Source organism: Mycobacterium sp. HUMS_12744610, assembly GCF_041206865.1.
Classification (GTDB): domain Bacteria; phylum Actinomycetota; class Actinomycetes; order Mycobacteriales; family Mycobacteriaceae; genus Mycobacterium; species Mycobacterium servetii.
The window spans coordinates 2,364,109-2,376,501 of sequence record NZ_JBGEDP010000001.1 but is presented as its reverse complement, the minus strand read 5'-3'; the positions used below and the strand labels follow the sequence as shown (position 1 = coordinate 2,376,501).

The window sequence follows — 12,393 nt, the reverse complement described above, 5'->3', positions numbered from 1 at the left end:
GGCGCTCAGCATTGCTCGGTCGAGCACCTCTGGTTGGGGCAATAGGTCGAATGCGCGAGGCTCACCATCGTGTGGGCGTCCCCGACCGTGACGTTTCTCTGGTCCAGGTTGGCGTGGATGTCCTGGGCAATGTGGTCATAGGTCCATCCCCACGCGAGGTCGTCGCAGACGAGGCGCCCCATCGCGGTCAGCGCACCCGCGTGGTCCGGCGGCCAGGTGAAGCCGGCGGCATGCAGTTGGGCGAGGTAGGTGTCATCGGCGGCGTCGGCGGTCGCGGTCGCGGCGCCGGCGACCAGGGCGGCGGAGACGACGACGGGGACGGCCAGTGCGGCCAGCCAGCGAAACGAGGGCATTCGATGCGATCCCTTCCTCAGACGACAATGCCGTCAGTGTGCGGGCTCGAAGCGGCACGAATATGAAGAACAGCAAAACCCGCGAGGAACGAGGAATTAGTGCACGCCGCCGGCGCGAATTCTGGCGAATTGCCGCGCCAAGCTGCGGCAGCGCCGGCAGAATTCAGTCGCGGATGCGGACCGCGATGTAGCCCAGGGGGATTCCGGTGCGCACCGTGATGCATTCCCGCGCGGCGAATTCCACGTCGGCGCGGCGGCTGGAGTGGGTGACGGCGCCGATTTCGGGGATGCGGATCAGCCATCCGCCGGCCTGGCGCTCGACCTCGATGTCGAAGCACTGGCCGATGACCGCCACGGGGGCCGGGCGCCGGGGCCGGCGGCAGTGGGAACGGCGCAGGGAATCCGCGGACGAGCGGCGCGAAAGCGTGTGGGTCTGCATGCGAATTCTTTCTCGGTCTTCGTTGAGCCGTGGGCCACACTACTGCCGAGCGTGATCAGCACCAAATCGGGGCAGTCCCCCGTCAGCCCGATCGCGGATGGCGGCTCACCGGCGCGGTAAAACCTTGGGTGTCATCGAAGAACGCCCAGCGCCCGTCGTCGTCGACCTCCATGCGCCAGCCCAGCTCGGAACGGCCCGCGACGAGGCCCAAAAACCACGCGTGCGCGCGTTCGGCACCGGCGAAGTTCCTGGTCGCAACGACCGTGCCGTGCGGATCGATGACGCGAAACGCGGCCATGCGATGAGCTTATCCCCGGCGACCGGATTTCAATCACACCGATGTCCGTCGGCCCGTGAGATGCGCGTGCTACACGGTGCGGGCCAGGCGATCGGCGAGCAGCTCGGCGAACCGGGCCGGATCCTCCAGCGCACCGCCCTCGGCGAGAAGGGCTGTGCCGTAGAGCAGTTCGGCGGTCTCGGCCACCTCGGCGAGCGCGGCGTCGTCGCCGGCGTGGTCGTGGTGCGCCTGGCGCAGCCCGGTGACCAGCGGATGGTCCGGGTTGAGCTCCAGGATCCGTTTCCCGAGCGGAACGTCCTGTCCCGTGGCCCGGTAGAGGCGCGCCAGCGTCGGCGTGATCCCGAACGCGTCGGTGATCAGGCAGGCCGGCGACTGCGTCAGCCGGGTGGACAGGCGCACGTCCTTGACGTGGTCGCTCAGGGTCTCCTTGAGCCAGCCCAGCAGGTCGGCGAAGTCCTTCTGCTGCTCCTCGCGTTCGGCCTCGCTGATGTTCTCCTCGCTGTCGAGGTCGACCTCACCCTTGGCCACCGACTGCAGCGGCTTGCCGTCGTATTCGTCGACCACGCCCACCCACACTTCGTCGACCGGGTCGGTGAGCAGCAAAACCTCGTACCCCTTGGCCTTGAACGCCTCGAGGTGCGGTGACTTGGTGAGCTGCTGGCGCGTCTCGCCGGTGGCGTAGAAGATCTGCGTCTGGCCTTCCTTCATGCGCCCGACGTACTCGGCGAGCGTGGTGGCCTCGTCCTCGCTGTGGGTGGAGGCGAACGAGCTGACTTCCAGCAGCGTCTCCCGGTTGTCGGCGTCGGAGAGCAGGCCCTCCTTGATGGCCCGGCCGAACTGGTTCCACACGGTGCGGTAGTCATCCGGCCGCTCGGATTGCAGGTCCCTGATGGTGGAGAGGACCTTCTTGCTCAACCGGCGGCGGATCGCGTTGACCTGCCGGTCCTGCTGCAGGATTTCGCGGGAGACGTTGAGCGACATGTCTTGTGCGTCGACGACGCCCTTGACGAAGCGCAGGTAGTGCGGCAACAGCTGGTCGCAGTCACCCATGATGAACACGCGCTTGACGTAGAGCTGGATCCCGACGTGGGCGTCGCGGTCGAACAAATCGAACGGGGCGTGGGACGGGATGAACAGCAGCGCCTGGTATTCGAACGTGCCCTCCGCCTTCATCGCGATGACCTCGAGCGGGTCGTCCCAGGCGTGCGCGATGTGCTTGTAGAACTCCTTGTACTCCTCGTCGGAGACCTCGTCTTTGGGCCTGGCCCACAGCGCCTTCATCGAGTTCAGGGTCTCGATCTCGGTGGTGACGACCTCGTCGCCGCTGTCGTCCTCGGAGGGGGTGCGTCGCTGGACTTCCATCCGGATGGGCCAGGCGATGAAGTCGGAGTACTTCTTGACCAGGCCCCGCAGCCGCCAGTCCGAGGTGTAGTCGTGCAGCTCGTTCTCGGGGTCCTCGGGTTTGAGGTGCAGGGTGACCGCGGTGCCCTGGGGAGCAGCGTCGACGGCCTCGATGGTGTAGGTGCCCTCACCGCTGGATTCCCAGCGGGTGGCCTCGCTCTCGCCGGCCTTGCGTGTCAGCAGCTCGACCTTGTCGGCGACCATGAAGCTCGAGTAGAAACCGATCCCGAACTGTCCGATCAGTTCCTCGGACGCGGCCTCGTTCTTGGCCTCCCTGAGCTGCTGGCGCAACTCGGCGGTCCCCGACTTGGCCAGCGTCCCGATCAGGTCCACGACCTCGGCGCGGGTCATGCCGATGCCGTTGTCGCGGACCGTGAGGGTGCGGGCCTCCTTGTCCACCTCCAGCTCGATGTGCAGATCGGAGGTGTCGACGTCGAGGTCCTTGTTGCGGAAGGCTTCCAGCCGCAGCTTGTCCAGGGCATCGGAGGCGTTGGAGATCAGCTCCCGCAGGAACGAATCCTTGTTGGAGTAAACCGAGTGGATCATCAGATCCAGCAGCTGGCGGGCCTCGGCCTGGAACTCCATCTGCTCAACACGCGCGTTCATGAGACTCCGTTCGACGACATGACGCCTCAAACTTAGCGAGGCGCGCAGCGCTCGTGCCGGGGGGTTCGCTCAGCGCTGACAGGACTACTGTCGTGAGTCATCGACGCCGATCAGGCGCGGCCCTACCGAAGGAGAACCGGTGTCCGTAGCTCGACGCGAACGTGCCGCCCTCGTCGACACCCTGCGCGACGTGGGGCCCGATGCGCCCACCCTGTGCGAGGGCTGGAAGACGCGGGACCTGGCGGCCCATCTGGTCATCCGCGAGTACCGCCCCGACGCCGCGCCGGGAATCCTGATCCCGTTCTTCGCCTCGCACACCGCCAAGGTGCAGGACGAGGTGGCCGGGCGGGACTGGGCGGAGCTGCTGGACAAGGTGGCGTCCGGCCCGCCGCTGTACTCGCCGTTCAAGCTGCTCGACCCGGTGGCCAACGTCGCCGAGATGTTCATCCACCACGAGGACGTGCGCCGCGCGCAGCCGGACTGGGCGCCGCGCGTGCTCGAACAGAACCTGGTGGCCGCGCTGCGCCGCACGCTGCCGCTGATGGCCCGCCTCACGCTCGCCAAGCTCCCCGCCCGGGTCGCGTTGCGCACCTCGGAAGGCAAAACGGTGCTGACCGCCGGGCAAGGTCCCGCGGTCACGGTGACCGGGTTGCCCGAGGAGCTGCTGCTGTTCGCCGTCGGCCGTGCCGCCCGGGTGGAGTTCGACGGCGACGCGGCGGCGGTGCAGGCGGTGCGCGACGCGCCGAAGGGCTTGTAGCAGCCCGTCCTCAGCCGAACGCCTCGCGCAGCTCCTTCTTGACGACCTTCCCGAATTGGTTGCGCGGCAGGTGGTCGACGATGACGACCCGTTCCGGGCGCTTGTAGCGGCTCAGCCCGTGCGCGCGGCAGTGCTCCACCAGGCCCTCCAGCGTCACCGGGATCGACGGGGGGCCCGGCGCGGGCACCACCACGGCGCACACCCGCTCCCCGGTGCGCGGGTCGGGCACCCCGATCACGGCGACGTCGGCGACCGCGGGGTGGGTGGCCAGCGCATTCTCGACCTCGAGGGCCGAGATGTTCTCCGCGTTGCGGATGATCGCGTCCTTGATGCGCCCCGTCACCCGCACGTTGCCGTCGGCGTCGACGAGTCCGAGGTCGCCGGTGCGCAGCCAGCCCCGCCGGTCGAAGGCGTCGGCGTCCAGGGCGGGGTCGACGTAGCCGAGGAAGCATTGGGGTCCCTTGAGCCGCAGCTCCCCCTCTCCTCCGGCGGGCAGTTCGGTGCCGCCGCTGTCGACGACGCGGACGCTGACGCCCGGTACCGGCGGGCCGACGGTGTGGTCGAGCACCTCCGGCGCGGCGGTCAGCGACGGTGAGGTCGCGCAGGGGAACTCGGTCATCCCCCAGGCGTTGGCGACGCCGGCCACGCCGAACGTCTCGCGGACCCGGCGCCCCAGCTCGGCGGTGATGGGCGCACCGCCGGCCAGACAGCCGCGCAGCGACGGGAACAGCGGCCGGTCGGCGTTCGCCTCCTGGGCCTGCAGAAACGCCACGAAAAACGGGGTGGCGGTGCCCAGGAACGTCGGGTTGTGCGCCGCGACGGCCAGGGGTGTCGTGGCCGGATCGAACGCCTCGAACAGCGCCAACCGCATCCCGGTCGACAGGGCGGCGGCCAGCATCGCGGCGCCGCCGATGTGCGCGACCGGGAAGGCGATCGGGTCCACGTCGCCGCTGCCGGCGCCCACCATGCCCACCACGCCCGCCGAGCCGGCGATCACCGAGGCGTCGGTGTGCCGAATCCCTTTGGGGGCTGCGGTGGTTCCCGACGAGTAGTAGATCCAGCGGGTGTCGTCGCTGGCTTCCGGCGGCGGTGCCAGTGCCTCGGCGCCGGCCCGCGGCAGGCGCAGCTCATCGGCCGCCGGCGGTGCGGACAACTCGACGGTGACGACGTCGAACCCCTGTTCCCGCGCCAGCGCACGCGCCATCTCACCGTGCTGGAATCCGCGCCAAACCTCGGGTACGACAAGCACTTCGGTCCCCACCTGGCCGGTGATGAAGCCGACCTCACGTTCGCGCAGGATCGGGATGATCGGGTTCTGCACCGCCCCGAGCCGGGCCAGCGCGGCCATGACCACCATGGTCTCCAGCGTGGTGGGCAGCTGCCAGGACACCACGGTGCCCGGGCCGATCCCGCGGCGGGCGAGCGCGGCGGCCGTCGAGCAGGCGGCGTCGTGCAGGCGGCGGGCGGTGAGGCTGCGACCGTGCTCGTCGGCGAGCAGCGGGCGGTCCGATGCGCGCCGTGCCGCGTCGGCGATCAACGCCCAGAACGTGCTCATACCGCCGGCGGGGGCCGAAATCCGGAGTGTGCGATCGCGACCGAGACGGCGCTGCCGATCGGGCCGTGCGGGTCGACCAGGACAGCCGAGCCGGTGGCCACGCCCTGGTGGCTGGAATGGGTCAGCGAGGCCAGCCCGAGGTGGGGCCCTTCGGGCAGGCGGCTGAGGATGACGGTGTAGTCGGCGTTGATGAACTGCAGTCCGCTCGTGCCCCAGTTGGCGAGCGAGGCGGTGATGTCGCCGGCCATGGCCGCGCGGGTGAACGCCGTGAGCGGTTCGCCGTCGATCAACGACCGCGTTTCGTGTAGCCAGGTGTATTTCCGCCCCGGCTCGCGGGGCCAGTCCGGGTCGGGGTTCTGCACCTCCGAACCCCAGCCGTAGGTGCGCATGAACAGCGTCGACGGTGCGCCATCCGTCCCGAGCGGGACCGGCGGCATCTGCACTGGCTGGGACCACACGTCGCCGTCGGGTTGCGGGCCGCGCCGCAGGAACAGCGCACTCCCCCGCGCCACCGGGGAGCCGTCCTGGATGAGAACGGCCTCGACGAGCCGCAGCCGCTTGCGGTCGTGGTGGACACGGGTGTGCACCTCGAGCGGTTCCAGCGCGGTGGGCCGGGGCAGGTCGACGGTCAGCCGGGCGGGTTGCAGATGGGCGTCGTCGACCGCGCGTTCCGCGGCCCAGCCCAACAGGGCGCCGACGACGTGCCCGCTGATCGACGGCCCCCAGCCGCCGCGGGCCATTCTGGTTGGGAGGTAGAGGTTTCCGTCGCGGAAGAAGTACGGCGCCGACTCCGGCGAGTCGACATCGTCCGGCGCGGTCTTCGATTCGGTCACCGCGCGACCCTTCGCGTCAGCGGCAGCGGCACGTTCACGGGCTCCTCCTCGGTAAGCGGCAACTGTCGATATTACAGTTCCGCTTCCAGTCCGGCGGCCGCGGCACCGCTCAGCGCCAAACCCGCTATGACACAACGATATCGGACGCTTTCAGCGGCGTCAGGTGATCGCGGCGCCTACCAGATGACCGATCACGTACGTGGTGGCCAACGCCAGGCCGCCGCCGACGACGTTGCGCAGCACCGCCCGTCCCTTCGGGGCACCGCCCAGCCCGGCCGAGACAACCCCCGTCATCAGCAGGGCCAGCAGCACCGCGACGACGGTCACGGGGATTCTCCACGCGATCGGCGGCGCCAGGATGGCGACCAGCGGCAGCGTGGCGCCGACCGCGAACGACAGCGCCGAGGACGACGCCGCGTGCCACGGGTTGGTCAGCTCGTCGGGATCGATACCCAATTCGACCTCGGCGTGGGCGACGAGCGGATTGTGGTCGGTGAGCTCCTCGGCCACGGTGCGCGCGGTCGCCGGCGACAGCCCCTTGGCCTCGTACAGCGCGGCGAGTTCGTCCAATTCGGCGGCCGGGTCGTCGCGCAGCTCGCGGCGCTCCTTGGTCAACAACGCCTGCTCGGTGTCGCGCTGGGTGCTGACCGATACGTATTCGCCCAGCGCCATCGACACCGCCCCCGCCACCAGCCCGGCGACCCCGGCCGTCAGGATCGGACCGCGTTCCACCGTCGCGGCCGCGACACCGACCACGATGCCGGCCGTGGAGACGATTCCGTCGTTGGCGCCCAGGACTCCGGCGCGCAGCCAGTTCAGCTTCGACGACACCGAACCGACATGGGGCTCTGCGGGGTGCGACGTATCGGGCACGGCGGAACAATATACGCCGAAAACCTAGCCGAACAGCAAAGATAGCCTTGCCAAAGGTTTTTCGGGCGGACCGCCAGCTACACCGACGTGCGCCCGGTACGGCCTGGTCCGCGCGCGTTCGCATGCCTCGATAAGCATTCTGCGCCTTGCCGCGGGACAGACCCCGGGGTGCAGCGGGAACAGCACCCGGGCACGGCGCAGCTAATCCAGAGGCACCCCATCCGACGTTCGGGGTGTCGGGGAGTTCTCGAGGAATTCACCAGCGGAGGGTGAAAACCGGTGTTCCGGTTGTTTTGGGGTGTGGGTCGCGCTGTAGCCGAACGGCATTCACAGGGTGACTTTGGACCCTCGGGTTTGAGGCCCTTCGCCACGCCATCGCCGTGCCCTGTGGCACTCGTCGGCGAGGTCTCGGTAGCGAAACATTGTGGTCACGGTTTGGGTTCCGCCAGCCGGAGTCTCGACCGGACAGGAGAAGCGATGGCCACCCACATTGGGCTCCCGATGCACAGCCACGCTGCACGCATGGCCGTGTACGCCGGCGCGCTGACGACCGCCACCCTGTCGGGCATCTGCGCCCTGGCCGCGCTCGCCGCCGGGACGCCTTTCGAGTTCGGGGTCGCGTTGGCGCTGTGCGGCGCCGGGTGGGTCGTCGCCGACTTCGTCGGGTGGACGGCAGAGCACAACCGGGAGCGTGCGGCACGCCGACGGGCGGTCCCGGCCCCACGAATCCACGGCTACCGGCCCTCGCGTGTCGTGGTTGTCGGCGGGCAACTTTCCCGCCCCGCCCCGCGGGACAAGCTCGCCGCCTGACGCACGGCGCCGGCCGCCTCAGCTCTTGGTGCCGACGGTGATCAGGTCGGAGATGACCCGCATCCATACCGGTCGCCGGATACGGTGCTGATCGCTGATGGTGAACCCGGCGTTCTCGAACATCGTCCGCATCTCGGCCGGCGACGCGTTGTGCTGTGGTTTCCACCTGTTCGCCGCCGGCACCTGCAGCAGCGGCTGCCGCGTGCTCAGCGCCGCCACGGCCACCAGTCCGCCGGGCGCCAGCACACGATGGAACTCACGCAACGCAGCGGGTTGGTCGAAGAAGTGAAAGGCCGAGGTCGTCACGACGGCGTCGAGCGCCCCGTCGTCGAAGGGCAGCTGCTCGGCCGGCCCGCGCAGCCACCGCACGCGGCTCGACCTGGCGCGGGCCTGGGCCAGCATGCCGTCGGACATGTCCACCCCGAAAATCCGCTCCGGATGCAGTTCGCGCTCGATGCGATCACTGAGAATACCCGTACCACAAGCGATGTCGGCGATCTCTTGCGCGCCATGGGCGCGCAACTGAGCGATCACCTCGTCGTGGGGGGGCCGGTAGACCCACTGCTGCAGGAAGGGCAGGTCGTAGACCGGGGCGAGGAAGCTCCACATGCGGGTGACCGCGTCGTTGAGCCCCCGGCGTTGCGCGGACGTCATTTGCTCAGCGTGGCGCTGTAGTAGACGGTGTCGGCCAGCGACACCGAGTCGTTGCCCTGCGGGATCGCGGCAAGACCGTTGTCGGCCAGCAACTGACTCATCGGCGCCCCGGCCGTCCGCCATCCCAGGTCCTCCAGGTAGGCGGCGACGTCGGAGCGCTCCCCCTCGAAGCCGAGATCGGAGAACTCGAAGTCGAAGCCGTGGTCGCGCCACTTGGCGGTGACCCTGCGCATCATCTCCCGGGCCCGCTCGTGGTCCACCTGCGACATGTTCGGCACCGCCTCGCAGGCCAGCCGGCTGCCGTCCGCGCTCAGCGCGGTGATGTCGTCCAACAGCCTGTCCTGCGCCGCCGGCGGCAGGTAGCCGAAGAGGCCTTCGGCGATCCAGGCCGTGGGCCGGCTGCGGTCCAGGCCGGCATCCAGCAGGGCGGTGGGCCAGTCCTGCCGCAGATCGATTGCCACCGTGCGCAATTCGGCCTGCGGTGTGGCGCCCAGCCCCGCCAGGGTGGTGGCCTTGAACTCGATCACCTGCGGCTGGTCGAGTTCGAACACCGTCATGTCGGCCGGCCATTCCATACGGTAGGCCCGCGCGTCGAGGCCCGACGCCAGGATCACGGCCTGGCGGATGCCGGCCCGCGCCGATTCCTGGAAGAACGAGTCGAAAAAGCGCGTCCGGGCGGCCATCGCGTCGGGCATATGCGAGAGCTTCCAGGTGGACTCGTCGTCGTCGATGTCGGCAGCAGCCAGTTCGCCCCCGGCCCAGCGCGTGAAGAAGTCCACGCCGACGGCACGGACCAGCGGTTCGGCGAACGGATCCTGGATCACCGGGTGATCGGCCTTGGTGGCGATCGCCCGTGCCGCCGCGACCATGGTGGCCGTCGCGCCCACGCTGGTGGCCAGATTCCAGGTGTCGTTGTCTGTGCGTGGCATGCGCCTGTTCCCCCACCGTCGGATCCGGAGCTTTTATTTAGCCACTATAACGACTGGGGGCGGCAGAATCCCGCCCACGGCGTCAACCCTGCGTGCAGCGCGGCGATTGTGCGACGATCACGCTCAGTTCGGTCTCGCCCGGCGCAAGGGCTAGCGGGGGCCGGGACCACCCGGGCCCCCGGGACCGCCGGGGCCCCCAGGACCGCCCGGTCCCCCCGGCCCTGCGGGGCGGCCCGGCCCACCGGGTCCGTTCGCGGTCGGCAGCCAGAACACGCACTGGTTCAGGTTGGGGCTCCAGACCCAGCCCGGGGCGCAATCCGGCGGATCGGCCCGGGCGATCGCCGGGGCGGCGAGACCGTTCACCGGCAGGCCCAGCACGACCGCGAGGGCAGCCGGCGCGCAACCGCGCAGCACTCGCCTGGGCGCAAACCGCGCCGCGATCGCCTCGCTCATGTCGTTTCTCCTCCCGCCGGCGGCGGAAACGATTGTGCTCGCCTCGGCCCGCGCGTGTCGCCGTTTCCGGGACAAAGTTCGGCGCCCCTGCGCGGCGTGCCCGGCCGGGGCTTCGCCCTCGCCGGCGACGACCGGGCGGCCGGGCCGGCCGCATCGTCGACGCGACGCGGCGGTGGGCCGGCTCACCGGCGGACGATTCAGCGAAGCAGCATTCCCCGAAAGCGATGGCTGCAACTGCGAAAACCGTGTTGATCACGTTCGGTCGGTCGCTTTTGGCACTCAGCCGGCCCGGCTGATGGGCGCCGCGGAGCACACGGTGCTGAGCTCGGACTCGGTGCCCTTTCCCATCACGCGGTACTCCTCGCACGTCACGAAGACACTCCGCACACCGCAGCCGAGGTACGAACCGGTCGAGTGGACGCGGGCACTGGCGCGCCTCGTCCGCGAGGAGGGCGTGGACCTAGTCGTGCCGGTCCACGAGGGGACAGAGATCCTGGCAAACACGGTCAAGCAACGCCCCGACCTGTGCCCCGACGACTGCACGCCGTTCCTCTCCTATTCGATTCCTATTCGATGTCGAGGCCCGCCTGGAGAACAAGTACGGATTCCAGGCCGTGCGACCAGCGGCATTCTGCTGTTTGACCCGGAAACGCGTTTGGACAGGGCGTTTTTCGTCCTCAACGACGAGGTCATCGTGCCGCTGCCCGGCGCCAGCAAGATGCTGGGTCCGGGCATGCTGATGTACGGGTGGCGCAAGTCGTCGCTACAGGACAACAGTTCCGCAGCTTCCTGCGTACCGACGGGGTCATCTTCAAGCGTCACGATCCCCGGCCGGTGCTGGCGTTGCCGTTGGCTTTCGGCAACATCCTCGCCGAGGCCGCCCGCTATCGCGTGAACATCCAAGAGGCGTTCATGCACGACCACGAGTCGGACGGCAGCGGGCTGCCGACGTGAAATCCGCGTTCCGCATGCGGATCAACCGCCGTGCTGTGCGCGGCAGAACGCGATGATGCGCGCCACGCTGTCCCCGGGTCCGGTGGAGATGCCGCCGTGGCCCGCGCTGTCGATCCGTGCGAAGTCGGCGGCGGGGATCCGTCGGGCCGACGCCTCCCAGAGGTCCGGCGGGAAGAACAGGTCGTGTTCGAACGCCAGGACGAGGGTGGGCACGCCGATCGCCGCGAGCTGTTCGGCCACGGGTTCGCCGGCGGTGATCCACTCCTGGGATGCCGCCAGCTGTCCCGGCGAATCCGTCCGGCCCGGCCCAGCCGCTGTCGTGGCCGGCCGACAGCACCTGCCGCCAACCCGTCACCGTCGCCGGATCCTGCAACATCGGCGTGTGCAGCATGGTCAGTAACTGCTCGAAAACCATTACCTCGCGCGGTACCTGGCCGTAGCGCTCGATCAGGCCCAGTTCCATCTCCCCGACGATCGCGCTCACCGGCGAGGGCTGCAACCCGGCGAACAAAACCAGCGCACCCACCAACTCGGGCCGGCTGCGCAGCAGCATCTGCGCGGTGTAACAACCCATCGAGTAGCCCACGACCGTGGCCCGTCCGATTTGGAAGTGGTCGAGGATGGCAGCGGCGTCGCGGGCCAGGCCGGCCACCGAGTACGGTGCAGGCGGTGCCGACGAGGGCGACATGCCGCACGCGTTGTACGCGATCACCCGCAATCCCGCATCGAACAGGGACTGGGGCAGTCCGCAGATGTCCCACGTGATGCTCGGCATGCCGAGTCCGCCGGCCAGCAGCACGGCCGGGCCTTCGCCGATCCGTTTCACCGCCGGTTCGACGCCCGCTTCGGCGATGACGACCTCGAGGCCGTCGTCCGGCGCGCCGGCCGTGGCATCGCTCATTGGTGTAACGCTAACAACGGTGACGCTCGGGAGGCTTCGCCGCTGAACTAGCCAAGCCGCGCAGCGCTTTTCGCGTGTCTCACGGCAGGGGTTGTTGGGCGAACTGATCCTTGATCTTGGGGATCAGCTCCGGTGCGTAGACAAAGATCGCCGCCTCGACCTCCCACTCGGCCTGATCCGCGGTCATCGGCGTGTTGTCGGCCACCTGCTGCACGAGAGATTTCGCGGTTGCGAACGGGTCTGCGGAATTGCGCACCTGATCGGCGAACCACCGCCCCTCGGCGACCATGTTGCAGTCGTTGACTTCGGACCCGTGGATCATGTTCTTCTGAGCCAGCAGGTTGATGTACTGCTCATCCTCGGCGGTCAACGTGCATTGCGCCGCCGCCCGTGGCGCGGCCAGAACGCAATGGCCGAGCATGGCGGCAACCACGACGACGGCGGCAGCCCATACCGGTAGTCGACGCCTGAGCGAAAGTGTCATTGCCGGATCGCCTTTGGTGGGAGAAAGTTACTTCTTACCACGTAACCCAAGCGGCGTGGTCTGCATGCAGCTAGTGCCGAAAGTCATCCCACG

At 69.0% G+C, this 12,393-nt stretch carries 15 protein-coding genes and 1 pseudogene; 3 read left to right on the top strand and 13 right to left on the bottom strand.

Features of this window, described 5'->3' with window-relative positions; translation table 11 throughout:
• Window positions 1–5: 5 nt before the first annotated feature.
• From AB8998_RS11575 to htpG, 4 genes are all read right to left on the bottom strand, one after another.
• Window positions 6–353 carry a DUF732 domain-containing protein gene (locus AB8998_RS11575; RefSeq protein ID WP_369738101.1) on the bottom strand — a complete coding sequence of 116 codons (348 nt, stop codon included), beginning with the start codon at window positions 351–353 and terminating at the stop codon, window positions 6–8.
• A 163-nt stretch (window positions 354–516) separates the two neighbouring features.
• Window positions 517–708 carry a long chain fatty acid-CoA synthetase Faa4p gene (locus AB8998_RS11570; protein WP_369741527.1) on the bottom strand — a complete coding sequence of 64 codons (192 nt, stop codon included), beginning with the start codon at window positions 706–708 and terminating at the stop codon, window positions 517–519.
• Window positions 709–874: 166 nt separating this feature from the next.
• Entirely contained in the window at window positions 875–1,090 is a 216-nt protein-coding gene (locus AB8998_RS11565) for a hypothetical protein (protein WP_369738100.1), read from the bottom strand.
• Between the two features lie 69 nt (window positions 1,091–1,159).
• Window positions 1,160–3,097: a molecular chaperone HtpG gene (htpG, locus tag AB8998_RS11560; protein ID WP_369738099.1), complete on the bottom strand. Its 1,938-nt coding sequence runs from the start codon at window positions 3,095–3,097 to the stop codon at window positions 1,160–1,162.
• Between the two features lie 139 nt (window positions 3,098–3,236).
• Here htpG and AB8998_RS11555 point away from each other — a divergent pair, with 139 nt between their 5' ends.
• Window positions 3,237–3,854 carry a TIGR03085 family metal-binding protein gene (locus tag AB8998_RS11555; protein WP_369738098.1) on the top strand — a complete coding sequence of 206 codons (618 nt, stop codon included), beginning with the start codon at window positions 3,237–3,239 and terminating at the stop codon, window positions 3,852–3,854.
• A 10-nt stretch (window positions 3,855–3,864) separates the two neighbouring features.
• Here AB8998_RS11555 and AB8998_RS11550 read toward each other — a convergent pair whose 3' ends face one another.
• From AB8998_RS11550 to AB8998_RS11540, 3 genes are all read right to left on the bottom strand, one after another.
• The gene (locus tag AB8998_RS11550) at window positions 3,865–5,409 is read right to left on the bottom strand and encodes a class I adenylate-forming enzyme family protein (protein ID WP_369738097.1); all 1,545 of its coding nucleotides are present in this window, start codon (window positions 5,407–5,409) and stop codon (window positions 3,865–3,867) included.
• Window positions 5,406–6,149, bottom strand: a complete 744-nt coding sequence (locus AB8998_RS11545; RefSeq protein ID WP_369741525.1) for a thioesterase family protein — start codon at window positions 6,147–6,149, stop codon at window positions 5,406–5,408. Before AB8998_RS11545 ends, AB8998_RS11550 begins: the two co-directional genes overlap by 4 nt.
• Window positions 6,150–6,401: 252 nt before the next feature.
• The gene (locus AB8998_RS11540; RefSeq protein WP_369738096.1) at window positions 6,402–7,115 is read right to left on the bottom strand and encodes a VIT1/CCC1 transporter family protein; all 714 of its coding nucleotides are present in this window, start codon (window positions 7,113–7,115) and stop codon (window positions 6,402–6,404) included.
• A 477-nt stretch (window positions 7,116–7,592) separates the two neighbouring features.
• Between AB8998_RS11540 and AB8998_RS11535 the strand changes: the two genes are divergently transcribed.
• Window positions 7,593–7,925, top strand: a complete 333-nt coding sequence (locus tag AB8998_RS11535) for a hypothetical protein (RefSeq protein WP_369738095.1) — start codon at window positions 7,593–7,595, stop codon at window positions 7,923–7,925.
• Window positions 7,926–7,943: 18 nt separating this feature from the next.
• Here the strand turns inward: AB8998_RS11535 and AB8998_RS11530 are convergent, their stop codons facing one another.
• From AB8998_RS11530 to AB8998_RS11520, 3 genes are all read right to left on the bottom strand, one after another.
• Window positions 7,944–8,579, bottom strand: a complete 636-nt coding sequence (locus tag AB8998_RS11530) for a class I SAM-dependent methyltransferase (RefSeq protein WP_369738094.1) — start codon at window positions 8,577–8,579, stop codon at window positions 7,944–7,946.
• Entirely contained in the window at window positions 8,576–9,508 is a 933-nt protein-coding gene (locus tag AB8998_RS11525) for an SAM-dependent methyltransferase (RefSeq protein ID WP_369738093.1), read from the bottom strand. Before AB8998_RS11525 ends, AB8998_RS11530 begins: the two co-directional genes overlap by 4 nt.
• 150 nt (window positions 9,509–9,658) lie before the next feature.
• Window positions 9,659–9,961 carry a hypothetical protein gene (locus tag AB8998_RS11520; RefSeq protein WP_369738092.1) on the bottom strand — a complete coding sequence of 101 codons (303 nt, stop codon included), beginning with the start codon at window positions 9,959–9,961 and terminating at the stop codon, window positions 9,659–9,661.
• A 747-nt stretch (window positions 9,962–10,708) separates the two neighbouring features.
• On the opposite strand from AB8998_RS11520, the gene AB8998_RS11515 reads away from it, so the two are divergent.
• Window positions 10,709–10,915, top strand: a complete 207-nt coding sequence (locus AB8998_RS11515; RefSeq protein ID WP_369738091.1) for a hypothetical protein — start codon at window positions 10,709–10,711, stop codon at window positions 10,913–10,915.
• Window positions 10,916–10,936: 21 nt separating this feature from the next.
• Here the strand turns inward: AB8998_RS11515 and AB8998_RS11510 are convergent, their stop codons facing one another.
• From AB8998_RS11510 to AB8998_RS11500, 3 genes and pseudogenes are all read right to left on the bottom strand, one after another.
• Window positions 10,937–11,155 carry an alpha/beta fold hydrolase gene (locus tag AB8998_RS11510; RefSeq protein ID WP_369741829.1) on the bottom strand — a complete coding sequence of 73 codons (219 nt, stop codon included), beginning with the start codon at window positions 11,153–11,155 and terminating at the stop codon, window positions 10,937–10,939.
• Window positions 11,156–11,465: 310 nt separating this feature from the next.
• Window positions 11,466–11,690 (bottom strand): annotated as a pseudogene (locus tag AB8998_RS11505) (alpha/beta fold hydrolase); the annotation flags it as partial.
• 205 nt (window positions 11,691–11,895) lie between these two features.
• Window positions 11,896–12,300, bottom strand: coding sequence for a DUF732 domain-containing protein (locus AB8998_RS11500; protein ID WP_369738090.1), 405 nt, complete (start codon window positions 12,298–12,300; stop codon window positions 11,896–11,898).
• Window positions 12,301–12,393: the final 93 nt, after the last annotated feature.